The 23,444-nt window shown below is 64.0% G+C and carries 24 protein-coding genes and 1 tRNA gene; 2 read left to right on the forward strand and 23 right to left on the reverse strand.

Features of this window, described 5'->3' with window-relative positions; all coding sequences use genetic code 11:
- Window positions 1-192 precede the first annotated feature (192 nt).
- From DMP11_RS01585 to DMP11_RS01625, 9 genes are all read right to left on the reverse strand, one after another.
- Window positions 193-1,113 (reverse strand): slipin family protein, encoded by a 921-nt coding sequence (locus DMP11_RS01585; RefSeq protein ID WP_123184728.1) that lies wholly within the window; start codon window positions 1,111-1,113, stop codon window positions 193-195.
- Window positions 1,110-1,574, reverse strand: a complete 465-nt coding sequence (locus tag DMP11_RS01590) for a GntR family transcriptional regulator (protein WP_235869361.1) — start codon at window positions 1,572-1,574, stop codon at window positions 1,110-1,112. Before DMP11_RS01590 ends, DMP11_RS01585 begins: the two co-directional genes overlap by 4 nt.
- Window positions 1,575-1,753: 179 nt before the next feature.
- Window positions 1,754-2,635 (reverse strand): NrfD/PsrC family molybdoenzyme membrane anchor subunit, encoded by an 882-nt coding sequence (gene nrfD / locus DMP11_RS01595; protein WP_161555265.1) that lies wholly within the window; start codon window positions 2,633-2,635, stop codon window positions 1,754-1,756.
- 132 nt (window positions 2,636-2,767) lie between these two features.
- Window positions 2,768-3,316 (reverse strand): YceD family protein, encoded by a 549-nt coding sequence (locus DMP11_RS01600; RefSeq protein WP_123184839.1) that lies wholly within the window; start codon window positions 3,314-3,316, stop codon window positions 2,768-2,770.
- 4 nt (window positions 3,317-3,320) lie between these two features.
- Window positions 3,321-3,791, reverse strand: coding sequence for an ATP synthase subunit B family protein (locus tag DMP11_RS01605; RefSeq protein ID WP_123184730.1), 471 nt, complete (start codon window positions 3,789-3,791; stop codon window positions 3,321-3,323).
- Window positions 3,792-3,979: 188 nt separating this feature from the next.
- On the reverse strand, window positions 3,980-4,558 hold the full coding sequence (gene rsmD, locus DMP11_RS01610; RefSeq protein WP_123184731.1) for a 16S rRNA (guanine(966)-N(2))-methyltransferase RsmD: 579 nt from the start codon (window positions 4,556-4,558) through the stop codon (window positions 3,980-3,982).
- The gene (gene recG / locus DMP11_RS01615; protein WP_123184732.1) at window positions 4,533-6,719 is read right to left on the reverse strand and encodes an ATP-dependent DNA helicase RecG; all 2,187 of its coding nucleotides are present in this window, start codon (window positions 6,717-6,719) and stop codon (window positions 4,533-4,535) included. The genes rsmD and recG overlap by 26 nt, the downstream gene beginning before the upstream one ends.
- A 3-nt stretch (window positions 6,720-6,722) precedes the next feature.
- Window positions 6,723-8,354: a DAK2 domain-containing protein gene (locus DMP11_RS01620; RefSeq protein WP_123184733.1), complete on the reverse strand. Its 1,632-nt coding sequence runs from the start codon at window positions 8,352-8,354 to the stop codon at window positions 6,723-6,725.
- Between the two features lie 59 nt (window positions 8,355-8,413).
- On the reverse strand, window positions 8,414-8,761 hold the full coding sequence (locus DMP11_RS01625; protein WP_123184734.1) for an Asp23/Gls24 family envelope stress response protein: 348 nt from the start codon (window positions 8,759-8,761) through the stop codon (window positions 8,414-8,416).
- Between the two features lie 242 nt (window positions 8,762-9,003).
- Here DMP11_RS01625 and rpmB point away from each other — a divergent pair, with 242 nt between their 5' ends.
- Complete coding sequence (rpmB, locus tag DMP11_RS01630) at window positions 9,004-9,195, forward strand: 50S ribosomal protein L28 (RefSeq protein ID WP_123184840.1); 192 nt, start codon at window positions 9,004-9,006, stop codon at window positions 9,193-9,195.
- Window positions 9,196-9,276: 81 nt separating this feature from the next.
- Here rpmB and DMP11_RS01635 read toward each other — a convergent pair whose 3' ends face one another.
- The 5 genes from DMP11_RS01635 to rpe all read right to left on the reverse strand — a co-directional run bounded on the left by DMP11_RS01635 (window position 9,277) and on the right by rpe (window position 13,821).
- On the reverse strand, window positions 9,277-9,996 hold the full coding sequence (locus DMP11_RS01635) for a zinc ribbon domain-containing protein (protein ID WP_123184735.1): 720 nt from the start codon (window positions 9,994-9,996) through the stop codon (window positions 9,277-9,279).
- A gap of 127 nt (window positions 9,997-10,123) precedes the next feature.
- Entirely contained in the window at window positions 10,124-11,041 is a 918-nt protein-coding gene (locus DMP11_RS01640) for a Nif3-like dinuclear metal center hexameric protein (RefSeq protein ID WP_123184736.1), read from the reverse strand.
- A gap of 37 nt (window positions 11,042-11,078) precedes the next feature.
- The gene (locus tag DMP11_RS01645; protein WP_123184737.1) at window positions 11,079-11,894 is read right to left on the reverse strand and encodes a histidinol-phosphatase HisJ family protein; all 816 of its coding nucleotides are present in this window, start codon (window positions 11,892-11,894) and stop codon (window positions 11,079-11,081) included.
- An 8-nt stretch (window positions 11,895-11,902) separates the two neighbouring features.
- Window positions 11,903-13,108: a cysteine desulfurase family protein gene (locus DMP11_RS01650; protein WP_123184738.1), complete on the reverse strand. Its 1,206-nt coding sequence runs from the start codon at window positions 13,106-13,108 to the stop codon at window positions 11,903-11,905.
- Window positions 13,109-13,116: 8 nt separating this feature from the next.
- Window positions 13,117-13,821 carry a ribulose-phosphate 3-epimerase gene (gene rpe, locus DMP11_RS01655; protein ID WP_123184739.1) on the reverse strand — a complete coding sequence of 235 codons (705 nt, stop codon included), beginning with the start codon at window positions 13,819-13,821 and terminating at the stop codon, window positions 13,117-13,119.
- A gap of 160 nt (window positions 13,822-13,981) precedes the next feature.
- Here rpe and DMP11_RS01660 point away from each other — a divergent pair, with 160 nt between their 5' ends.
- The gene (locus DMP11_RS01660; protein ID WP_123184740.1) at window positions 13,982-14,467 is read left to right on the forward strand and encodes a methylated-DNA--[protein]-cysteine S-methyltransferase; all 486 of its coding nucleotides are present in this window, start codon (window positions 13,982-13,984) and stop codon (window positions 14,465-14,467) included.
- A gap of 29 nt (window positions 14,468-14,496) precedes the next feature.
- On the opposite strand, the gene DMP11_RS01665 is transcribed toward DMP11_RS01660, so the two are convergent.
- The 9 genes from DMP11_RS01665 to gap form a co-directional block, all read right to left on the reverse strand.
- Entirely contained in the window at window positions 14,497-16,167 is a 1,671-nt protein-coding gene (locus DMP11_RS01665; protein WP_136845272.1) for a hypothetical protein, read from the reverse strand.
- A gap of 141 nt (window positions 16,168-16,308) precedes the next feature.
- On the reverse strand, window positions 16,309-17,253 hold the full coding sequence (locus tag DMP11_RS01670) for a cation diffusion facilitator family transporter (RefSeq protein ID WP_123184742.1): 945 nt from the start codon (window positions 17,251-17,253) through the stop codon (window positions 16,309-16,311).
- Between the two features lie 174 nt (window positions 17,254-17,427).
- Window positions 17,428-17,516 (reverse strand) — tRNA-Leu (locus tag DMP11_RS01675).
- A gap of 72 nt (window positions 17,517-17,588) precedes the next feature.
- Window positions 17,589-17,843 (reverse strand): preprotein translocase subunit SecG, encoded by a 255-nt coding sequence (secG, locus tag DMP11_RS01680; RefSeq protein ID WP_123184743.1) that lies wholly within the window; start codon window positions 17,841-17,843, stop codon window positions 17,589-17,591.
- A gap of 99 nt (window positions 17,844-17,942) precedes the next feature.
- Window positions 17,943-18,389 carry a PaaI family thioesterase gene (locus tag DMP11_RS01685; RefSeq protein WP_194950424.1) on the reverse strand — a complete coding sequence of 149 codons (447 nt, stop codon included), beginning with the start codon at window positions 18,387-18,389 and terminating at the stop codon, window positions 17,943-17,945.
- A gap of 55 nt (window positions 18,390-18,444) precedes the next feature.
- Window positions 18,445-19,989, reverse strand: a complete 1,545-nt coding sequence (gene gpmI / locus DMP11_RS01690; RefSeq protein WP_123184744.1) for a 2,3-bisphosphoglycerate-independent phosphoglycerate mutase — start codon at window positions 19,987-19,989, stop codon at window positions 18,445-18,447.
- Window positions 19,989-20,762 carry a triose-phosphate isomerase gene (gene tpiA, locus DMP11_RS01695; protein ID WP_123184745.1) on the reverse strand — a complete coding sequence of 258 codons (774 nt, stop codon included), beginning with the start codon at window positions 20,760-20,762 and terminating at the stop codon, window positions 19,989-19,991. The genes gpmI and tpiA overlap by 1 nt, the downstream gene beginning before the upstream one ends.
- A gap of 72 nt (window positions 20,763-20,834) precedes the next feature.
- The gene (locus DMP11_RS01700) at window positions 20,835-22,034 is read right to left on the reverse strand and encodes a phosphoglycerate kinase (protein ID WP_123184746.1); all 1,200 of its coding nucleotides are present in this window, start codon (window positions 22,032-22,034) and stop codon (window positions 20,835-20,837) included.
- Window positions 22,035-22,344: 310 nt separating this feature from the next.
- A complete protein-coding gene (gap, locus tag DMP11_RS01705; RefSeq protein ID WP_123184747.1) occupies window positions 22,345-23,346 on the reverse strand; it encodes a type I glyceraldehyde-3-phosphate dehydrogenase in 1,002 nt (333 codons plus the stop codon).
- Between the last annotated feature and the right edge of the window lie 98 nt (window positions 23,347-23,444).

Below are 23,444 nucleotides of genomic sequence, written 5' to 3' on the forward strand. Positions count from 1 at the left end.
CCCGATGAGACAGGAATTCGTTTGCAACCGACTTCCTTCTTGATTCGGGCATCAAAACGGAATATGAGAGTAGCCTACTCTTATAGTGTCATAGTATGCTAGTACACTATAAGAGTGCAATAGCTAAGAGAAGTTTTCTCCCAACCGTATTATTCTATTTTCAGGATAATTTGGGGATTCAGGTCTCTGCTGCTATTCCAATCCGGTTCCGGAAAACGCATCCGCCAGATTGCTAGGGGCGAAAATGACGCCTTTGCCATCACGGGAACTTTCATATGCCAAGTTCATGGCGCGGAGCTTCATTGCCTGGGGGCGCTTTGCGTACAAATCGGCAGCTTCGTAGTACATCTCCGAAATGTCCTTCTCCACTTCGGCCAGCACCACGCGGGCATCCCTTTCGCGGGCAGCCTGCGCTTCCCGCGACAAAGCGTCCTGCAATTCCTTGGGCACCCGGATATCGCGAATCTCCACGCTGAGGATGCTGATGCCCCAGGCCTCGCATTTCGCGCTCATGATTACCTGCAGCTCGTGATCCAGTTGCCGGCGCCTCATGCTCAAATCTTCCAGATTCACCTGCCCTACCGCATCTCGAATGGCGGTTTGGGCGCTGCGCAGCACCGCCCGGGGATAGTTGGCCACTTCCAGGCACGCTTTCTTCGGGTCCCACACCACCCAGAACAGAATCGCTTCGATATCCACCGATACCAAATCGGCCGTAAGCGCCTGTTCGGCGTTGAAAGCGCTGCTGATGGTGCGAATGTCCATGTGCATGGCCACGGAATCCACGAAGGGAATCACCAGGTACAGCCCAGGGCCAGCCACTTTGCGAAACTTGCCCATGCGCAGAAGCGCCACCCGCTCCCACTGCGGCGCAACGCGAATGGTGGCCGCCGCCAGAAAGCCCGCAACAACGCCCACCACTATCGCCCACGATTGGAGGAGGGCGAAAGTGGCCGCACCCACCAGCACGGACACCACGCAAAACAGCGCTGCAGCGAACCCGTAAACGCCCACCCGGGAAGCATCGCTGCGGCGAATGTTCTCATCCAAAATTTCCCGCTGCTCGGACACCGCGGGAGTGACCTCCCTGGCTTTGGCTCGGCGCAAGTTCATACGTAAATCCCCCCTGCTCGCTTCGCAACTAGGGATGCGGCCTCTTGCTGGGAAATGCCCAGCTCCTTGCATTCCTCGAAGAAGCGGGTCACCAACAGATCGGCCGCAGCGGCGCAAGAGTCGGCTCCCTCGGCCGTATTTACCTCAGCCACGAACGTGCCCCTGCCGCGACGGGTTATCACATAACCGTCTCGCTCGATATCGCGAAACACCTTGCTCACCGTGTTGTAGTTCAAACCAAGGTCAAGCGCCATCTCCCGCACGGAGGGCAACTGGGCTCCCGCCGGAAACGCACCGCTGGTAATCAGGTACGTGAGCCGATTGCGCAATTGCATCCACAAGGGCACGCCGCTGGTCGCATCAACGGAGATGAGGCTCTTGTCCACTTCCTTTGCCGCCACGGGGGCAGTAGTCGCCGTGCTCAGCTGGTTCACAAAATCACTCCACCCTGCGTCGTTCACTGAATCCCCCTCATGAATTGCCCCAATTTACGCACTATGATAGTAGACTATGACACTGAAAACAAGAACAGCTCCCGTTGACGACCGGAGGAGCCCCCGCGCCGCCCCTTGGCAGCGAATTCGTCCCCGTAACGGCAGCATCTGCACCCGACTGGCCAAACATGCGGCCGATCTCGGGGCTATTCGAAAAGCCCGCCGAAAGCCAACGGGGAAAGCACCACGCACTCGACGATGCAGTACCTCAGCAGGTATCCGCCGATAAGCGTGCACCCCGCAGCTGCAAGGACCAAACCGCGCTGGCCGGTCATGCGCCGCACCCAAGCAGCTGCCATCGGCGCCACCAACCCTACAGCTATCACGCCGCCCCAGAAATATCCTGCCAGGTTGCCGGTGAAAAGCGCCATGCAAGAATCCCTGCCCGCCTCGCTGATCATATAGCGAGACGAAAGAAACGCCACAAGCACCAGCACCTCCACCAATGCCGAAGCGCACCGCGCCAAACCGAGCCCATGCTCGCGTCGGTATGAACCGCCCAGCACGAAACCCACTACCGAAATGACGGCAATGCCGCATGTCAAGCCCGAAATGGCAAACAGGGCAATCAGGAGCGGCGTGTCCCAGAAATCCACCGTTCGCATGCTGCTCAATAACACGCCGGCATAAACGAGGACCCCCACGCTGAGGATGCTTCCGACAATTTCCAACGCCAATGCGATGCCGTAATTTAGGCGTCCGACAACCGCAAGCGCAGCAGTAATCGCAGCCAAAGCAGCAGAAAGGGCCACCAGCCAAGCGCCTTCGCTCATTAAGGATTGGAAGGGATTTGCCACTACCTGAAGAATGCGGGCAGGATTTCCCAAATCAGCAATTAGGAACACGCCGGACAGCACATAGCCCGCAGCAGCCACTATGAAACCGAAAGACGATGGGTTCAGGCTGTGCACATGGGCTTTCAGCAAAGGCTCGTTGCCTTCAACCAAACTGATTGCGGCGGCCCCGAGAAAAGCTCCGGCCGCCGTACCAGATAAGAACAAGTACCAAACGATAAACTGGCTAAACACCGCCGCACTCCCCCTGCATCCCCCGGTGCCGGCAACATTCCGGCAAATGCGGCATCAGTCTAGCACACCCCGCAGCGATGCGCACACCTGCACACACGACCAGATCGCGCACAAGCAACAACGGAGTTTGGGCTATTCGCCTTCCAGGTTCAAGTCCTTCAGCACGGCAAAGGGATTGCCGGGGGCGGACTGCCCCTCCTCTGCCGGAGCGCAACCACAAGGGCCATCGTTCAAGTTGGCGCCGCACTGGGGGCACAGCCCCTTGCAGTCGTCTTGGCACAGCGGCAACAGCGGCACCTCCACCAGCAGCGCCGCCTGGATGAGCGGCACCAGGTCGATGGTGTGATCGTCGGGCAGCACGTCGAACTCGTCGCCCTCCATCTCCTCGTCCGCTTCCACGTCGCCGTTCAGCAGGAAGTAGCCTTCTATCTCGCCGATGCAGCGGACGCTGGTGGGCTCTAGGCACCGGGCGCAGGAAGTGGTGGCATCGCCTTCCACCATGCCGGTTACCAGGAAGGCATCGCCGGTGTTGGTGATGTCCGCCGACCACGCAAGCGGCTGCTCGAAGCTGTACAGATCCGGACCGGCCTTGAACACCGGCATGGCCAGCTGCCCTTCGTAGTGACGGGTTTCCGCTGGCGAGAACAGCTCGTTCGGAATGGTTATGCGCAGGGACTCCATGGCGCTAGCGCACATTCACGGAGTTCTGGTTCAAGCGGTCGCGGCAGCGACGGGCATTGCCCAGAAGGGTGTCGAGGGTTTGCTCCACGTGGCCGAACACCTCGTCGGCGTAATCCTCGGCGCCGGCGCGGGTTTGGCGCTCAAGCTCGCGGGCATCGGCCAGAATGGTTTCCGCCTGCTGCTGGGCGATGCGCACGATTTCCTGCTCGGAGGCGATGGTCATCGCCTGGCTGCGGGCATCCTCGATCATACGGCTGGCTTCGGCCTCGGCGTCGTCCATGAGGCTCTGACGTTCGCGCACAATTTGGCGCGCCTGAGAAAACTCACTGGGGAAGGTCTCTCGAATCTCGTCCATGATCTCGAAGGCGGCGGCAACGTCCACCTGGCGCAGGTTGCTCTTGCCGAACACCTGCTTCGAATCCTCAAGCAAAATGGACAACTCTTCGAGCAATCCGAGAACTCCGGTTTCGTCCATGGTTTTCCTCTCTTTACAACTCGCGGGCTGCTGTGGATGTACTTCGTTTCTTCCGCGAAACTGCAAATCACCCATACGTATTTTGATTTTAGCATGAAGTTTTTCGGCGGACGGCCACAAAGGTTACCGGCCGGCATAATTCCCGTTACAGGAAAGCAGCAGCCGGCCGCGCGGGGCGCGGGCGGTGGCTAGCGGCCCGAAGCCAATGCCAGAAAATCGATGGAGGTGTCCTTCCAATGGCGCCGGTTAACGCGCTGCCACACCGTCCCCTCCAAGCAGGCGTCCAACGGCCCGTCCGAAGCCGTGCTGTGCTCGTAGCTCACCAGCACGTCATCCTCCAGCGCCCCCGCCTTCCGCAGCGCCTCCAGCAATGCCAGCGCCGCCTCCGGCCGAAGCGCGTAGGGAGGGTCTAAAAACACCAGGTTGAAGGGGCTGAAGCTGCAAGGCGGCCGCTTCAGCACGTCGCCCCGCGCAACCCGCGCGCTGCCTTCCAGCGAAAGGGCGGCAATGTTGGCGGTAAGAGCCGAGAGGGCGTTGCGGTCCATTTCGCAGAACACGCAACGCTCGGCGCCTCGGGAGATGGCCTCCAGCCCCAGCGCCCCCGAGCCGGCGAACGCGTCCAGCACCACCGCGCCGTCGAAGCCGCCGCGGGTAGAGCCCACCATGCTCATGAGCGATTCGCGCACCCGGTCGGTGGTGGGACGGGTGCCCATCCCCTTCGGGGCCACGAGGCGCCGCCCCCTATGATCGCCGGCTATGATGCGCATCTTTCTCCTCCTCGGCTTTCTTCTCGCGGCGCCCGAACATCTCCACCTCACGCGCCAGGAAGCGATGCTCGGGCAGCGACAGGTCGGGGTCGGCCGCCAAAAGCGCCCGGGCGTCTTTATGGGCCGCCTCTATCATGGCCCGGTCGCGGGTGACGTTAACCAGCTTGAGCGCCGATGCCCCCGACTGGCGGTTGCCCAAAATATCACCCTCTCGCCGCAAGGACAAGTCGAAATCCGCCAGCTGGAACCCATCGTCGGTGGCTTCCATAGCCTTCAGGCGGCTCAAAGCCTCCGGCTTTTTAGAGGCCGACACCAAAAAAACGTGGGAAGGCAGCCCGCCGCGCCCCACGCGCCCCCGCAGCTGGTGCAGCTGGGAAAGGCCGAAGCGGTCGGCGTCTTCCACAATCATCACTGTGGCGGCGGGCACGTCCACGCCCACCTCGATGATGGTGGTGGACACCAGCACCTGGCTCTCGCCGCTGCGGAACCGCTCCATCACCTGCGCCTTTTCCTCCCCCTTCATGCGCCCGTGCAGCAGCTCCACCCGGTAATCGGCGAACACGTGGCTTTGCAGAAACTGCGCCTCGGCCTCGGCGGCCACCAAATTGTCGCCCTGGTAGTCCTCCTCGCCTTCGATGGTCACCTGCGGATGGGCCGCTTCCTCTTCGTCTGCACCCGCCCGCTTGTCCCGCTCCTCCGCCGAGCAGCCGATGAGGGGGCACACGATGAACACTTGCTCCCCCGCCTTCACCCGTTCAAGCGCCATATCGTAGGCGCGGCCCCGCTGGGAGCGCTGCAGCACCGTAGTGGTGCGGGGCGCAGTGCCGCGCGGCCGGGAATGCAGGTAGGAAAGGGTCATGTCGCCGAAAAAGGTGAGGGCCAGCGTGCGGGGAATGGGAGTGGCGGTGAGGTACAGCGCATCCGGCGCCTCCCCCTTGGCCAGCAACTTCTCCCGTTGGCCCACGCCGAAGCGCTGCTGCTCGTCGATCACCGCCAGAGTGAGGTTGGGGCAGCGCACATCCGGCTCTAAAAGCGCATGGGTGCCGATGAGAACGGGAATCTCTCCGGAAGAGAAGCCTTCCAAAAGCCGCGCTCGCTCTTCAGGGGCGGTGCGGGCGGTGAGCAGGCCGCTGGCCACGCCGGCCGCCTGAAGCAAGGGGCCGATGGAGGCGAAATGCTGCGAAGCCAGCACCTCGGTGGGGGCCATGAACAGCGCCTGCCCGCCGAAATCCACCGCCGCCGCGAGCGCAAAGGCGGCCACTACCGTTTTGCCGGTGCCCACATCGCCCAGAAGCAGGTGGTTGGCCACCCGGGGGGCCGCCATCTCCTGGAATATCTCCCCCAGGACGCCCTCTTGCTCGTCGGTGAGGGCGAAGGGCAGCGCTTCCCGAAGCGCCGCCACTGCCGGGCCGTCCACCCTGTGGCGCACCGCCTGCAAATCGGCAACTTCCCGCGCCCGCCGCAGCATGAGGAACAGCTCCAGCAGAAACACTTCCTCAAAGGCCAGGCGGCGCCGGGCCTCCTGGGCCTCCTGCAGGGTACGGGGGCCGTGCACCGCCTGCAGGGCGCAGCTGCGGGAAGGCATCCTATAGCGCAGCCGCAGCTCCAAGGGCAGCGGGTCCTCGCAGCCGCAGGTCTCCCGCAGTGCCTCTTGCACAAACCTCAGCATGAAGGCGGCGGACACTTTGGCGCACGCCGGATGCACGGGGATGATCTTCCCCCTCACCGGGCCCTCCCCCACCTTCTCGATGAAAGGGTTGGTCATGCGCTTGAAACCGTAATTGAACTCCACTTTGCCCGCCACCGCCACGCGGTCTCCCACCTGGAAGCTCTTCATCAGCCATGGCTGGCGGAAGCAGGTGATCATCAGAAGCCCCGTGGCGTCGGTCAGGGAAATCTCCACCAACTGCAGGTTGTAACGGGGCTTTTTCAGCTTCATCTCGTGGATGGTGCCGCAAATGGTGCAGGACTGCCCAATGCGAGACCCCTCCACGGTGACCACCGAGGAGAGGTCGATGTAGCGGCGCGGGTAATGCTCCAGCAAATCCCGCACCGAGTATATGCCCTTCGAGCCCAGCGCCTTGGCCCGCGACGGGCTGACCTGGGGCACGTTGCCCACTGGCTCGTCCAGGAAAAGGGAGGCCTGAACCCTGTCAATCATGGCCTATTCGACGGAGAACACAACCGGGTACAGCGGCTGCCCTCCGCGATGGGCGTCAATCTCCAAATCGTCGAAGCGCTCTTCGATGCGCTCGGTGAGGGCAGAGAGCGCCTCGTCGGAGAAGTCCTCACCAGCCAGCAAAGTGCAGGTGTCGGCGTCCCCGGCTTCCATGGCCTCCAAAAGCGCCAGCACCACGTCGGCCACGTCCTTGCCCACCGCTTCGATGGAGCCGTCGGCGATGCCGATGACGTCGCCGGTGGCGATGGGGCCGCCGTGGGCGTCGCGGGAATCCTTGATGGCGGTGGTCACTTCGCCGGTTTTCACCTCGGCGAAGGCTTCCGTCATCTCTTCCACGTTGCTCTCCAGCGAGGCGTCCTGATCCACCGCGAACAGTGCGGCGAAGGCCTGGGGCACGCTCTTGGTGGGCACCACGGCGCAAGGCTTCTCGGCCAGTTGGCAGGCGGACTGGGCCGCCATGATGATGTTGGAGTTGTTGGGCAGGAAGATGATGGAGGCGGCATTCACCTTTTCGGCCGCGTCCAGCAGATCTTTCGTGGAGGGATTCATGGTCTGACCACCGGAAACCACCACGTCAACGCCGAGGCTCTTCAGAATCTCGCCGTTGCCGTCGCCCGCGGCCACCGCAACGAAGCCCAGCGGCTTTTCCTGCTGTGCCTGCTCTTGCTCCAGCTTCTGGGTGCGCTCCTCGCTCTGCAGCTGCATGTTGTGGATGAACACCTCGGAAATCTGGCCCCGCTCCAGAAAGTAGGCCAGCACTTTGTCGGGGGTGTTGGAGTGCACGTGCACCTTGAACTTCGGCACGTCCCCCACGCACAGTTCGCAGTCGCCCATGGTGGAGAGGAACTGCAACGCCTCTTCTCGGTCGAGGGTGTCGGAGTCCACCAAAAACTCGTTGCAGTAGCGGTACTGGGAGCCCTCCCAGTCGTTGATCTGCTCGATTTCCACCTTCGGGGCCGTTTCGCGGGAAAGGGCCAGCACGTCTCCCAACGTGCCCTCCTTGCCCATGAGGGCCGAGGCGAAGCCATCGAAGAAGATGGCCAGGCCGAAGCCGCCGGCATCCACCACGCCATTCTCCTTCAGCACCGGCAGAAGGTCGGGGGTGCGCTGCACCGACGCATAGGCCTCGGACACGATGGCCTCCATGGCCTCGTTCACGCCCAGCTTCTCGCGGGCGGCCGTCTGGGCCGCCGCGGCGCTGTCGCGCAGCACGGTGAGGATGGTGCCCTCCACCGGCTTGCGCACCGCCTGGAACGCCACGTCCTGCGCACGGGAGAAGCACTTGGCGATGGCGTCGGCGTCCAGGGCCTCCAGCCCCACGCTGCCCTCGCACAGGCCGCGCAAGATCTGGGAGGTGATGACGCCGGAATTGCCACGGGCCCCCATCAGGGCGCCGGTGGTGATGGCCTTGCGCACTTCGTCGCCCGAAGCGCCAATGGTGAGTTTCGCCAGGTTGCTCACCACGCTTTCGATGGTGAGCGACATGTTGGTGCCAGTGTCGCCGTCGGGCACCGGGAACACGTTCAGGCGGTTTACTTCATCTTTCCTGGCGCTCAGCTGCTTGCTGGCAGAAGCGATGGCGTTCAGCACGTCGTTGGTGGTATACACATGAGTCATGGGAAGGGTATCTCCTTAAGCGAACAGGCTTCCTGGCAGCCGAGGCCGCCGAAGGGGGCCTAGCGGCGAATCTTCACGTCCTGGACGTGCACCTCAATCGCCGACACGGGCACGCCCGCTTGGTCCTTAAGGGCAAAGGTCACTTGGTCGATGAGGTTGCGGGACACCGTTTGCAGGTTGGTGCCGTACTCGATAACCACGTACAGGTCTACGCGCAGGCCGGCCTCTTCGCTTTGGATGGTGACGCCGCGACGCAGGCGCGATGCGGGAAGGATCTTCGCGATGCCGTCGGCGGCGTTCGGTGCGGTCATGCCCACCACGCCATAGCATTCCATGGCCGCGTTGCCCACGATGTCGAGCAGAACATCGTTGGCCACGTGCAGGTTGCCGGGAATCGTTGTGCTCACGATGACTCCTTTCGGTTAATATGTTCAGTCCGCCTGCGGGCCACACGGGGCGGAAGCGGGCGGGGCTTCATCAGGTCAGCCTTTGCAGTATAGCGCATCTTCGCCGTTGGCCCCACAATAAGGCGCGCCAAAGACGGCTTTTTCCATAAGAATCTCTTGTAGGGCAATTCCATGTTGTGGTATAGTGTTTAGCGCTTTTTGTCCTCAACGGGTAAAACCGATAGAATTTGGAGTTGATTGACATGTCTAAGGTATGTGAAATTTGCGGCAAGCACCCGGTGGCCGGCCGCAGCATCAGCCACTCGCACCGCGTTTCCAACCGCGTGTTCCGCCCCAACATCCAGAAGATGACCATCAAGGACTCCAAGGGCCATGTGCGCAAGGCCAACGTGTGCACCACTTGCCTGAAGAGCGGCAAGGTGGAGCGCGCCTAGCACCTCCCCTCTCATTACATGGGAAAGCCCCCTCCATGAGGGGGCTTTTTGTGGTTTCACCTACGAAAGACCGGCAGCGCTTCAGGCAATCACCAGCAGCCGCTTGCAGCTAGGACACACCCCCAGCGGCGCCTGGGCCTTGAGGTCTATCAAGCGGCCCCCCTCTATGCGGGAACGGCAGGCTCCGCAGCGGTTGCCGTCCAGCTGGCCGATGGCCACGCCGCCGCAGCGGGCGGAGGTCTTGTCGTACACCGAAAGCACTTCGGCGGACACCTCGGCCGCCACCGACTGCCGCTTGGCCTGCAGCTGGGCGATGGCCCCCTTCAGGGCGCCCCCTTGCTCCCGGAAGCCTTCCACTTCCTGGCTCTCCTGGGCTTCCACTTCCTCTTGGGCCAAGCCGATCTGGGCTTCCAGCTCTTCCAGCTTCGCGATTTCGCCGCGAATCTTCTCCTGCTCCTGGGCCACCGACTCGCGGCGGCGGGTGATGCCCGCCAGCTCTTTGCTGCGGGCCTCCACGTTGCGGAAGTCGCCATGGGCCGCCTCTATGGCCGCTTGGATGCTGGCCTGACGCTTGGTAAGGGAGGCATCCTCGTCGTTCATGCGGCCAAGCCGCTGCTTGGCGTCCTTCTTGTACTTGGACACTTTCGCCAATTGCCCGGCAAGGGCCTCTTTTTTCGTGCGTAGCTTCAGGATTTTATCCCGCTGCGGCAGCTCATCGAACTCTTTGGTCTTCTGCATGATGTCCAAATCGATGGTTTGGAGCGTCAGTAGCGCCGCCAATTCCTCTCGCTCAACCTGCATTAAGATCCCTTTCCCTTGCAATAGCGGACCATGCGAAAAACCCGGCCGTACAGCCGGGTCTTTGTTGGCTTGCTGTAATTATAGCAATCAAGAGGGGTAATCGGCGGCGCAATTGCCGTCGCGCTTCTTAAAGACGGATGTTTTCCGGCAGCCACCAGTTCTCCGCCTGGTTCAGCACGGTGATGGCCTCCTCGGGCACCCCCGCCTTCTGACAGGCCTCTGCCAGCACGGCGGCAAGCCCCAGTTCGGACACGTCGTGGCCCAGCTCCACAATGGCCACGCCGGCCCGGGAGAGGTCCAGCGCGTCGTGGTAGCGCACCTCCCCGCACACGATGCAGTCGCAGCCGGCCGCCAACGCCGCGCGGCCCACCGGCCCCAGCGACCCCGTGGCGGTGACCACCCGCGACACCTTCGCATCGGGGGCGCCCCACACTCGCGGCTGTCGCTTGAACACCGCCGTGGCGCGGGCGGCGAAATGGGCCAGGTCGGTGCCTTTGTCCGCGGGGCGCAGCTCGCAGATTTGCCCATAGCCCAGCTTCTTCTCGCCCGGCAGCGGCTCGGCAAAGGTGCCCGTGAAGGAAAGCCCCAGCATGTTGGGGAGCATCTGGGCCGCCTGGGGGCTCACGTCAAGGGCGGTGTGGAAGTTCATGAGGGCCACGCGGCTGCGGACCGCCTCCCACACCCCCGCCCCCGGGCTGAGGGCCACCGAAGGCTCGGGCGAGAACTGGTCGGGGGCCGCAAGATAGGCGGGGTGATGGGTGAGCAGCACGTTGGCCCCCACGGCCGCCGCTTCGCGAATGGCCTCCACGGTGGGGTCCAGCGCCACGGCCACGCCGGTCACCGCAAGCCCGCGCTCCCCCACCAAAAGGCCGGTGCGGTCCCACTCTTCCGCCTGAGAGGCGGGAAACATCTTCAACAGCTTTTCTTCCAGGCCCCCGATGGTCAGGGGCGCGCCGGCCTTGGCCAGCGCCGCCGAACCACGCTTGGAAAGGGGGCCGCCCTGGCCCTCTTCGCGGGAGCTATCTTTCTTTCCGAACAATGCCATACGGGTCATCTCCTAAATGAGCGAATAGGAAAACACCTCATTCGATGGTAATGCTGCGACGATCGCCCGTGGGGGTCGGCACCGTAACGGCCCGGTAACCAGCTTCGTACAGGGCGCGGTAACCCTTGCGGATGTCGCGGGCCACGTTGGCCGGCGCATGGGCGTCGGTGCCCACCGTAGCGGGCACGCCGGCGCGACAAAACGCCCGCAAAAGCCCGGGCGAGGGAAACATCTCGGCGCAGGCGTAATAGCTGCCGGAGGTGTTCACCTCTATCATGCGGCCGCTGCTGGCCACCGCCTCGGCCATCTGTTCATAGAGGGGGGCAAGGCCGAAGGAAGGGTAATAACCGAATTTCTTGGCCAAATCGGGATGGGACATCGCCGTGAAGGGCTGGCGCGCATCGGAGGCCGCGTCGCACCACAGCTCAACGTAGCGGCGCCAGATGGCATCCGGCGCTCCCGGCTCAAGCCAGCGCCCCTTTTGGGCCGGGTCGTCGAAGGCCCAGCCGTCCACGAAGTGCACCGACCCCAGCACGATGGCATAGCGGCCGAAGTCCACCTGATCGAGGCGGCGGTCTTCCAGCGCCCCCAGGTAGTCCAGCTCCACCCCCAGCAGCACGTCCATCGACGGGCAATCTTGCGCCGCCTGCGCCACGTCCCGGTGATAGGCCTCCATCTGGGAAGCGGGCACCGACAGGTAGCCATCGGGATCGAAAGCGGACGAGAGCGGATAGTGCTCGGTGAAGGCCAAGGTGGTAAGCCCCGCCTTGCGGGCCTCGGCCGCGTACTGGGCCACCTCCCCTTCCCCGTGGCCGCAAAAGTGGGAATGGCAGTGGGTGTTCACCAGCTCCATGGCGCCCCCTACCATTCCAGCACCTGCCGCGCCGCCTGAGCGAACCGGGCAACGTCGTCTTGGGTGGTAAGACGCCCCATCGAAATGCGCAGGGCTCCCTGGGCATCGTCGGCCGACACCCCCATGGCCCGCAGCACGTGGCTGGGCTCCAGCGATTGGGACGAGCAGGCAGACCCGCCGGACACCCCGAACCCCAGCATGTCGAAGCGCAAGATCATGGTTTGGCTTTCCAGCCCGTCCACCAGCACGTGCACGATGTTGGGCAGGTAATCGCCGCTGCCGGGGGCCACCTCCACCGTGGCCCGCACGCCGTCAAGGGCCGCAAGCTCCCGGTACAGGTAGTCGCGCAGGCCCCGCAGCCGCAGCTCTTCCTCTTGCTGCGCCTCCACCGCCACCTGGGCGGCGGCGGCGAAACCGGCCATGGCGGCCACGTTCTGGGTGGAGCTGCGCAGGCCGTTTTCCTGGCCGCCCCCCAAAAGGAAGGGCTCGAAGGGGGTGCGGGCCTTCAGGTACAAGCAGCCGATGCCCTTGGGGCCACCGATCTTATGGGCGGAAAACGAGGCGGCGTCCACCCCCAGCTGCCCCACGTTCACCGGCACTTTCCCCAGCGCCTGCACGGCATCGGTGTGCATCAGCGCGCCGGAGGCGTGGGCAAGGGCGGCGAGGCGGGCGATGTCCATCACCGAGCCCACCTCGGAATTGGCGGTTTGCACCGAAACCAGCATCACATCGGGGCCAAGGGCCCGCTCCAGCGCGTCCGGCTCCACAAAGCCCTGGCGATTGGGGGCCAAATACTCCACCGCGAACCCTTCGGCCGCCAAGGCGCGGGCCGGCGCCAGCACCGCATCGTGCTCGACGGAAGACACCAGCACCTTCGGCACCACATCCCCTTTGCCCGCCAACTGCAGGCGGCGGCGGGCGGCGCGGGCCAGGCCGAACAGGGCGCAGTTGTCGGCCTCGGTGGCGCCGGAAGTGAACACCACTTCCTGGGGACGAGCTGCCCCCAGGGCGCAGGCCAGCTGCTTGCGCGCCTGCTCCATGGCGGAAAACGCCGCACGGCCGGGGCTGTTGAGGGAGTTCGCGTTGCCCCCCAGCGCCAGGTTAAGCTTGCCGGGCACCAGGTAGGGGGCCATGGCCCCGGCCGCCTCTTCGGAAAGCGGGGCCGTGGCCGCGTAATCCAGATAGGTGTAAGTTGCAGGATCGAAATTGCTCACGGGAAACCCTACGCCTCCTTGGCCGCCAGGGCCCGCAGCCGCGCTTCAGCGGCCACTGCCCGGATGTCGCGGATGGCCGCCGCCGGGTCTTCCGCTTTGAACACCGCATTGCCGCACACCAGCACGTCGGCGCCGGCCGCAGCCACCAAAGGCGCCGTTTTCAAGCCGATGCCGCCGTCCACCTGAATGAGCGGGGAAAGCCCCAGCGCCTCGCACATCTGCGCCACGGCGGCCACCTTCCCCTCGCTGCCGGCGATGTAGCTCTGGCCCGAGAACCCCGGCTCCACCGACATCACCAGCACCATGTCCACCAAATGAAGCACCGGCGCCAGCTCTTCCACGTCGGTGCCGGGCTTGATGCTCACCGCGCTCTTCACACCGGCCATGCGTATCTCTTCCAGCGCCTTCGCCAGATGGGGCACCGACACCGCCTCGGCATGGACGGTTATGGAATCGGCCCCCGCCTCGATGAACCAGGGTACCTGCTTGTCGGGGTTCGCGATCATGAGGTGCACGTCGAGGGGAATCTTCGCATAAGGCGCCAGCTGCTTCACCACCGGTATGCCCATGGTGAGGTTGGGCACGAAATGGCCGTCCATCACGTCCACATGGATGAAATCGGCCCCGGCCGCGGTAATGAGGTCCACCTCCTCTTTCAGCGCCATCAAATCGGCGGACAGGATGGAGGGGGCAATCTTCACAGGCTGGTACACGCAGGGCCTCGCTTTCAACGGCAACGGGCATACAAAGTGCATCCCGCTATTGTAGCCCATGGGGCCCGGCGGCGCCTGACGCGTCCGTGAAGGTTTGGCCCTGAAGAGCGGCTTGGGGTAAACTGGGGCGAACTGCCGCTCTCGCCAAAAAGTAGAGGCCATGCCCGCGAAACCCAACTACTACATATACTTCACCCCCTTCGGCCCCATCTCCATTGGGGCCCGGGGCCGTTTCATCACCGCGGTGGAGCTGGGCAAAGCCCAGCTGGAAGGCACTTTCGCCCCCAGCGAGGCCACCAACCGCTGCGCCACTCAGATTCTGCAGTACCTGGGGGAAAAGCGAAAGGGGTTCGATATGCCCCTGGCCCCTGCGGGCACGGCGTTTCAGAAGAAGGTGTGGGCCGCCGTGGAGAAGATCCCCTACGGCCAAACCCGCACCGCATCGCAGGTAGCCGCGGCCGCCGGCGCGCCGGACAGCGCCCGGTCGGTGGGCACGGCGCTTCGGGCCTGCCCCATCGCCGTGCTGGTGCCGGCCCATCGGGTGGTGCGGGCCAACGGCTACACCCGGGGCGAAGACAAACGGGCGCGGCTGGGGGCGGCGTGCCTGGCCTTGGAACAGCGCGTGGTGCGCCAGGCCAAGCTCTGAGCGGGCAGGCGGCACCCGCCGGCGGGCGCTTACAGCGAGGCGGTTTTGCTGGTGGGCAAATGCTCGCCGCAGTGGCCAATCACCAGCTTGCCCTGGTCGTAATCGGCGAAAAAGTGCACCCGCAGGGTTTCCCCCGGCTTGTTGGAGCGTCCCTTCACGTGGGCGGTCATGTCGTGCACCTTCTGGTTGTACTCCACCGTGCGCAGCCGGGCGAAGGCCTGGTTTCGCTTGTTTGCCTTCATGTCCCGCAGCGTCAGCTCGAAGCCCGCCTTGTCTTGGAACCGCTTGGCCACGTGCCCCCCTTCTTGCCCGAAGATGAGCGGGTGCAGCACCGCCGCCATCGCCCGCAGCACGTCCCACACCTCGGCGGTGGAGCCATGGGAAAACTCCTCGGCGCTCTTCACGGCCGGGGGCAAAAACAGCAGCCGGTCCGGGAAGGCATCAGCGGCCAGCCACAGCGCTTCGGCCGGCGTCTGCGGAAGGCGCAGATTGTCCACAAGCGACGCGCGGGTGCGCAGCGAGCCGTTCTCTTTGCGCAGCGCCTCCGCCTCCATCTCCAGCGTGCGGGTGCGGTGGAGGGTGGAAGCCAGTTTGAAGTTAGCCTCCGACACCGCTTTGTCGAAGCCGGCCCGGGCAGCCTCCAGCTCTTCTTGCAGCCGCAGGTTCTCAAGCCACGCCTCTTCCAGCCGCGGGTCCTCGCTGCGAGGGGCGCCGTCGGTGAGAAGGCCGGCGATGAGGGCGGCCTCCTCCCCTGCGGCAGGCTCCGCGGCATCCGGCTCCGACGCATCCGGCGAGAGCTCCGCGTCCGCCGGCACCTCTTCGACCGACGCCCCGGCCTCGGGAGAGGGCGCCGGCGGCTCATCGCCCTTCGGCTCGGCCTCACCGGGCACTTCCTCTTCGGGCGTGTAATCCAACAGCGCCGTGAGCACCTCCACGCCGTCCTCTTCCGAGGCCAGCAGCGTGGCGCGGTCGCTCACCGCCATGGCCACGATGTTGTCCACCACGGCGCCGAACTCCTGCTCGTCCAGGAAGGGGTCGTAGTAGAAGGGGGCGTCAACGCAGGTGCCCATGCCGCTCAACTGCATGATCCAGGCGCGGCGGTGCTCCGCCTCGCTGAAGGCGCGGGCGGTGTCGAAGTTCTCGCCGTTCAAGATGAGCTTCGACTCGATAGCCAGCGCCCAGCCCTTGGGGCCGGCCCCCACGTAGTAAAGCAGCACGCAATCGGCTTTGTCGTCGTAGACGGGGAACACGAACACGTGGTCCAGCTCTTCGTCGAACAGCGTCCACTGCAAGGGGCGCACGTCCACCAGAAGGCAGCTGGGGAACAGCCGGTCCAGCTGGCGCAGCGGCGTGCCCAGGAAATTCTCCCCCTCGTCGAAGGCCTGAACGGCCCGCGGCCCCAGCTGCAGCACGCGGGGCATGCGCTCCCACAGCTGCACGATGGAGGGGTAGAACATCACTTCCAGCCCCTGCAGCTGCAAATCGCGGTCGATGGCGTTGCGCAGAAACGAATCGCCGCGGTAGGTGTTGGGAGTGCCGGCCGCCAGCGGATGCCCGTCTATCTTTTGACGGTCTTGCATGAGCAGCGCCGGAAGCTCTTTGGAGAAGCGGTCCACCTCGGCGCTCCAATTGCTCTTCAGGATGCGCTTCTGCCGCTGCACCACTTTATGGTGAAATGATTTCTTCTTTGCTTTTGCCATGGCTCTCTCGCAGTTCACTGTTTTGTTTCGAGAGCATCATAGCAGTTGACGGCCGCCGTTTTCCGCAAGCGGCCCTTCTCAACGAGAAGTCTATCAACGGGCGCAGGCCAACGGGCAGAGCGCCCCGGGCGCCGGCGAAAGTCAGGGCCTTCGCGGGCTTTCCCCTTCGATGGCGCGTTCGCCCGCCCCTTCGTCCCCCAGCGGCTCCACGTGCACCAGCACCTCGATCACCGAGGGGAATTGCCGCTTCACCGTCGCCTCCACTTCCTCTGCCAGGGCATGGGCCCGAAACACCGTCATGTCCGGGTCCACCTCGATATGCAGATCGCAGTACACCTCCCCCTCGGTGCCGCGGGTGCGCACCTGGTGCACGTTGGACACGTCCGCCACCGAGGAAGCGGCCCGGGCGATAGCGTCAGAGGAAATGCGCGAATGGTCGGACAAGGTGCGCAGCGCCGTACGGAACACCCCGAAGGCGGTAACCAAGATGGCCGCCGTCACCACCAGCGCCATCACCGGGTCGGCCGCCGGGAACCCCAGCTTCACCAGCACCAGCCCCGCGATTACCCCCAGCGACACGAAGGCGTCGGAGAGGGTGTGGGAGGCGTCCGCCACGAGGATTTCGGAACGGTAGCGCTTCCCCCGGTTGCGCTCGTAGCAGGTAACGGCTATGTTCACCGCCAGAGTGCTCACCATCACCACGAAGGAGAGCACCGACACCTGCGCCGTGTAATTGCCGGTTACCAGCTTCTGCACCGCAGTGGAGCCAACTTCGAAGGCGGCCGCCAGCAGCAGCACCCCGATGACCAGCGAACCATAGGTTTCGAATTTCGCATGGCCGTAAGGGTGGGATTTGTCGGCAGGGCGGCTGGCCATGGCCAGCGCGATGATGCCCACCACGTTGCCGAAACCGTCGAAGAACGAATGGATGCCGTCCGCCCTCATGGAGGTGGAACCACTGGCCAAGCCGAAGAAGAACTTGGCCGCTGCCACCGCCATGTTCAGCAAAAGAACGATCCACAGCACCCGCTCCACCGCAGCGGAACGGTTCTCTTTGCCGTGGGCTGCCGCCTCTTCGCCCATCATCGCCCTCCTTGCATCATCGCCGCGAACAACGGTGCCAGAGTATAGCACTGGGGCGTGACAGGGGGACGTACACTTTTGACACGCTTAAGCGTGTCAAAAGTGTACGTCCCCCTGTCACGCGTCCCCCCCCTCATCGTACGAAAAAAGCCCCGCGTTTGCGGGGCTTTGAGTTTCTGGTGTCGGAGGCGGGATTTGAACCCGCACACCCGAGATGTGGGCACTAGCACCTCAAGCTAGCGTGTCTGCCGTTCCACCACTCCGACATAGGAAAAAAGTGCGTTGCCTATATTAGCATAGCCGCCCTTTTATGCAACGGAAAAAATCCGCGCCGCCCCTTAACGGGCGATGGTGCCATGGGGGTAGATGACCATGAGCACGATGAGGGAAAGCAGGAACACCACCGCGCAGATGATGGTAATGCGGTCGAGGTTCTTCTCGATGATGGAAGTACCGGTTTGGGTGGAGTACATGGAGCTGGCGATCATGTCGGAGATGCCCGTGCCCTTGCCCGAATGGAGCAAGATGAAGATGACCAGGCCAACGCCGGAGACTACCAACAGGATGAGCATGATGATGAGCAGCGGATTCAAAACGTTTCTCTTTCTTCCCGCAATCGGATGTGTTCACACAAGCTAGTTAGTATAGGCCGCTTTTGCCCCCTGCGCAAGGGAGCAGCGCCGCAACCATAGTTATTTTATACTGTAGGCGGTCACTTCCATCTTCGCCACCGGCCGGCCGTCGCCGTCCACCACCTCCACCTCGTAGAAGCTCAGGCGGTTTCCCTCCCGCACCACGCGCCCCGTAGCGATGAGCTTGGGGGATTTGGGGCTTGAAAGGAACTGAATGGAACTGGAGGCGTTCACGCACGGCCCGCGGCCGGTGACGGAGGCCACCGCCAGGGCGTAGTCGGCCAAGGTGAATATGGCGCCGCCCATCACGTGCCCCTGGGCGTTCAGGTGCACCTCCCCCACTTCCATCTCCACCACGGAAAAACCGCGGCGCCCTTCCACGATGCGGCAACGGGCCGCCTCGGAAGCGAACCGGTCGTTCTCGAAAAAGCTGTTCAACTGCTCAAGGGTAGGGTTGTCGGTTTGCACCACCGGATCGACGGCGATGGGGTTTTGGGGCTGGGCCATGGTTCTCCTCTATGTCAAAAACTGAAGAAGCGCCCCCGTTCAGGGGGCGCCTCGTTTACTGAAGCAGGCTGCGACCGGTCATCGCGGAGGGCTTTTCCACCCCGATGGCCTCCAGCAGCGTGGGGGCTATGTCGCAGAGCGCCCCCGTCTCGGGGCTAAGGGTGCGCCCCTCCCCCGTAGCGTCCACCAGTACAAACGGCACCAGCGCAGTGGTGTGGGCGGTGTGGGGGCTGCCGTCGGCCGCCAGCATCTTGTCGGCATTGCCGTGGTCGGCAGTCACGAACGCCACGCCCCCCTTGGCCACGATGGCGTCCACCACCGCGCCCACGCCGGCGTCCACCGCCTCCACCGCCTCCACCGCGGCGGGGATGGAGCCGGTATGGCCTACCATGTCGCAGTTGGCGAAGTTAACGATGTACACGTCCGCCTCGTCGTTTTCGATGGCGGCCACCAGCGTGGCGGCAACCTCCGGCTGGCTCATGGAAGGCTGCAGGTCGTAGGTAGCCACCTTGGGGCTGGGCACCAGCACCCGATGCTCGCCCGCCTTGGGCTCTTCGCGACCGCCGTTCAGGAAAAACGTCACGTGGGCGTACTTCTCGGTTTCGGCGATGTGGTACTGGGAAAGCCCTGCCGAGGCCAGCACGTCGGCCAGCACGTCTTCCGGGAACTCCTTGACGAAGGCCACCGGCGCGTCGATGGTGGGGTCGTATTCGGTGAGGCACACGAAGCTCACCTGGGGCCAACGCTTGCGCTCGAAGCCGGCGAAATCGGCGTCCACCAGCGCACGGGTGAGCTCGCGGGCGCGGTCGGGGCGGAAGTTGAAGAATATCACTGCGTCCCCGTCGCGCATGCCGCGGCCGTCCAGCGCCACCGGCACCACGAACTCGTCGGTCACCCCTTGGGCATAAGAGCTCTCCACCGCCGCCACGGCGTCTTCCGCCACCAGGTTCTCCCCCAGCGCCACGGTGTTGTAGGCCTGCTCCACCCGCTCCCAGCGGTTGTCGCGGTCCATGGCGTAGTAGCGCCCCTCGATGCTGCCGATGCGGGCGTCCACCGCGCCATCGGAGGCGTTGTTCACCCGCCCCAGCACGTCCAGCAGCTGGGCCACGTAACCGGCGCCGCTGGCAGGAGGCACATCGCGGCCGTCCAGGAAGCAGTGCACCCGGATGGCACGCACCCCGGCCTTGGCGGCCGCCTCGATGAGGGCGTAGAGGTGCTCGTTGGAAGAATGCACGCCGCCGTCGGAGAGGAGCCCCATCAGGTGCAGCACCGCCCCCGGCTTGGCGGCCGCCTCGAAGGCGGAGGCGATCACCGGGTTGGATTCCAGCTCGCCGGTGCGGCAGGCGCGGTTGATGCGAGTGAGCTCTTGGTACACCACGCGGCCGGCGCCGATATTGAGGTGCCCCACTTCCGAATTGCCCATCTGCCCCTCCGGCAGCCCCACCGCTTCCTCGGAAGCCTGCAGCTTCGTCCACGGGCGCTCGGCGAACAGGGCGTCCAAGCGCGGGGTGCGGGCCAGCGAGATGGCGTTGCCGGGCCCGGCTTCCGCCAGGCCGAAGCCGTCCATGATGATGAGGCATGCGGGCAGGTGCTTCGCCATTATTTCACCGCCGCCTCGATGATGGCGATGAACGATGCCGCCTTCAGGGCCGCCCCGCCGATGAGACCGCCGTCGATGTTGGGCTGGGCCAACAGCAGCTCGGCGTTGCCCTCGTTCATGGAGCCGCCGTAGAGCACGCGCATCTTCTCCGCCACGTCTGCCCCGTAAAGGCGCCCGAGGGTGGCGCGCACGGCGGCGCACACTTCCTCCGCCTGCTCGGGGGTGGCGGTGCGGCCGGTGCCGATGGCCCAGATGGGCTCGTAGGCCACAACGCAAGTGACGGCGTCGGCGGCCTCGATGCCGGCGAAGGCCGCTTCCACCTGGCGGCACACGTAATCGATGTAGGCGCCGTCATCGCGCACCTCCAGGCTCTCCCCCACGCACACGATGGGGGAAATCTTCCCCTCGATGAGGGCCTTGGCCTTCAGGTTCACATCCTCGTTGGTCTCGCCGAACAGGGTGCGGCGCTCGGAGTGGCCCACGATGCAGTAGCTGCAGCCGCACTCCTTCAGCATGGCCACCGAAATCTCGCCGGTGTAGGCGCCTTTGGGCTGGAAGTACACGTTTTGGCCGCCCACGGCCACCTTGCAGCGGTCGGTGTCGAGCACCGTTTTAGCGGGCTTGATGTCGGTGAAGGGAGGGCAAATGCACACGTCCACGTCCTCGGCCCACTCCTTCTCGAAGCGGTTGGAAATCTCTTGGGTGAGCACCACCCCTTCGCTGATGGTGTTGTTCATCTTCCAGTTGCCGGCGATGAGCGGTTTTCTGGTCATATGGCATCCTTTCCGTCGATACCCAGCAGTCTTCAAAAACCCTGCGCTCCCAAACGAGCGCCGTGATGGCCCTTAGGCCGCCGTTACCCTCAGCGCCTCCACGCCGGGCAGCGCTTCGCCCTGCACCAGCTCCATCGACGCGCCGCCTCCGGTGGAGATGAAGGTCATGGCGTCGGCCAAGTTGAACTTGTTCACCGCCGCCACCGAATCTCCGCCGCCAATGATGGTGTCGGCGTCCTGGTTCTCGGCCACGGCATTGGCCACCGCCAACGTGCCCGCCTCGAAGGGTTTCATCTCGAACACGCCCATGGGGCCGTTCCAGAACACCGTTGCCGCACCGCCGATGGCTTCGGCGTAAATGGCGGCGGTGTCGGGGCCGATGTCCAGCCCCATCATGTCATCGGGGATGGCGTCCACCGTCACCGTGGCGGTTTCGGCGTCTTCGGCAAAGCGGTCCGCCACCACAACATCCACCGGCAGCAGCAGCTTCACGCCCTTGTCGGCCGCCTTCTGGATCATCTGGCCGGCGCGCTCCACCCAGTCGTCTTCCTTAAGGGAGGTGCCCACCGAATAGCCTTGGGCCAGCAGGAAAGTAAAGCACATGCCGCCGCCGATAATCAACACGTCGGCCTTGTCCATGAGGGCGTCGATCACCTTAATCTTGTCCGACACCTTCGAGCCGCCGAGGATAGCCACGAAGGGGCGGCGCGGGTTGTCCAGCATGCCGGTGAGCGTGGCCACTTCCTTTTGCAACAGGTAGCCCGCATAGGAAGGCAGGTACTCTGCCACGCCGGCGGTGGAGGCGTGGGCGCGGTGGGCGGTGCCGAAGGCGTCGTTCACGTACACGTCGGCCAAATCGGCCAGGGCGCGGGCGAACTCGGGGTCGTTTTTCTTCTCGCGCTTGTCAAAGCGGATGTTCTCCAGCAGCACCACGTCGCCGTTGCCCATGGCGTCCACCACCTCGGCCACATTGGGGCCGATAAGATCGCGGGTGAGCACGATGTCGCGGCCCAGCAGCTCCTGCAGGCGGCGGGCGATGGGGCCCAGGCTGAAGGCTTCCTCGTAGCCGGTGCCGGCCGGACGGCCGCGATGGCTGGCAAGGATCACCTTGGCGCCGTCGTTGATAAGTTTGTTGATGGTGGGCAGCGCCGCGCGCAGGCGCGTGTCATCGGTGACGTTGCCCTCGCCGTCCACCGGCGCGTTGAAGTCAACGCGCACCAGCACCTTCTTGCCGGCGGCGTCCAAACTGTCGATAGAAGCGATATCAGCCAAGGTGAGGCTCCTTTCACGTAATAGGAGGAAACCCCGAACCCACAAACACGGGATCCGGGGCTCCAAATTGATGAGGGGGCGGAATCGGCGCTTCGCGCAATGTCGGAGCGCTCTCCCAGTTTTCAGGCAGAGATAGAATCTCTGCCCTACGAATTCAACCTGCAATATCGTCCCAGAAGTAGCAGGTCCAGCCACATAAGCGAGGGTTTCCCCGGTGCCCATAATTGCCGCGAAATCCGACTGAGCGTACTTTCGTACGCGAAGGAAGGAATTGAACGGCAAGGATGGGCGTCGGGGGAAGCCGCAGCGCCTACAACATTATTTTCACGAGGTCCTTGATGCGGTTGGAATAGCCCCACTCGTTGTCGTACCAAGACACGCACTTCACGAAGTTGCCTTCGCCGCCCATCACCATGGTCAGCTTGCTGTCGAAGATGGAGGAAGCCGGGTCGTCCACGATGTCGATGGACACGATGGGGTCTTCCTGATACTCCAGGATGCCCTTCATAGGGCCCTCGGCGGCAGCCTTCATGGCGGCGTTGATCTCGTCGATGGTCACGTTCCTCTCAAGCTCCACGGTGAGGTCCACCATCGAGCCGTCGGGGGTGGGAACACGGGTGGCGAAGCCGTCCAGCTTGCCCTTCAGCTCGGGCAGCACCAGGGCCACGGCGCGGGCGGCGCCGGTGGTGGTGGGGATCATGGACATGGCAGCGGCGCGGGCGCGACGCAGGTCCTTGTGGGGCAGGTCCAGGATCTTCTGGTCATTGGTGTAAGCGTGGATGGTGTTCATGTAACCGCGCTTGATGCCGAAGTTGTCCAGCAACACCTTGGCGAACGGGGCCAGGCAGTTGGTGGTGCAGGAAGCGTTGGACACGATGTTGTGCTTGGCGGGGTCGTAATCCTGGTCGTTCACGCCCATGACGATGGTGATGTCCTCGTTCTTGGCAGGAGCGGAGATGATTACCTTCTTGGCGCCGGCGTCCAGATGGGCCTTGGCCTTGTTGGCGTCGGTGAAGAAGCCGGTGGACTCCACCACCACATCAACTCCCAGCTCGCCCCAGGGCAGGTTGCCCGGTTCGCGCTCCTGCAGCACCTTCAGCGGCTTGCCGTCCACGATCATGCCGTCTTCGGTCACTTCGATATTGTCAAAAGCACGGCCGTGCACCGAGTCGTACTTCAAAAGATGGGCCATGGTGGGAATGTCGCCCAGGTCGTTCACGGCCACCACTTCGATGTCCGGGTCGTTGAACATGGCGCGATAGGCCAGGCGGCCAATGCGCCCAAATCCGTTGATGCCTACCTTAGTGGTCATAGGTATCCCCTTTCGTAAAATACTGGCAGCTCGTCTGCCGCCGCCCTCTATTGTGCCACAACATGAAAACCATGCGGCGAAAATGGAAAGCGGCAGAA

This window comes from Parvibacter caecicola, assembly GCF_003725335.1.
Lineage (GTDB): Bacteria > Actinomycetota > Coriobacteriia > Coriobacteriales > Eggerthellaceae > Parvibacter > Parvibacter caecicola.